Annotated in this window: 1 pseudogene; it reads left to right on the top strand. The window is 71.6% G+C overall.

Annotated features, from left to right (window positions below):
- A pseudogene (locus tag FXB41_RS40420) lies at nt 1–538 on the top strand (ATP-binding protein); the annotation flags it as partial.

The raw sequence follows: 538 nt of genomic DNA, 5'->3' as shown, positions 1-538 counted from the left end.
GGCCGGACCGCCCGGACACGGCGCCGGACGGCGCGCCTCAATTGGCGGACGCCGCGGTGCTGCTCGGCTCGGCTGAGCAGGCCGAGCGGCCGCGCCTCATCGCAGATCTCGCGCGCGCCTTCCCGAAGCTCAACATCGAGACGTTCGCGCCCGGCACCGCGAACGTCGTCGACGACAGCGAAGGCCAACATTTGCACGGGATCCGCCGCCATCTCGGCCGCGGCTACAAGGTGGTGCAGCTCGCCCTCCAAGCCGGCGAGCACCGCATCGGCGTACAGCTGCCCGACGGCACTGTGATCGCCGGCCAGGTCCGTGGCGGCCCGCGGCCGTGGTTCTGGGGCGCACCGTGGCTGATGGCGCTGATGACCACCTTCATCTGCGTCACCGTGCTCGGCCTGTGGGCGGCGCGCGCGCTGGCGGCGCCCCTGTCGTCGTTTGCAAAGGCGGCCGAAAATTTCAGCCTGGACGGGACAGCCGATCCACTTCCCGAGCGCGGCCCGGAAGAGATCCGCTCGGTCGCGCGCGCGCTCAACCGCAT

Source organism: Bradyrhizobium canariense (assembly GCF_019402665.1).
Classification (GTDB): Bacteria; Pseudomonadota; Alphaproteobacteria; order Rhizobiales; family Xanthobacteraceae; genus Bradyrhizobium; species Bradyrhizobium canariense.
Note: the sequence above shows the minus strand (reverse complement) of the source record. Positions and strands in the feature narration are given on the sequence as shown.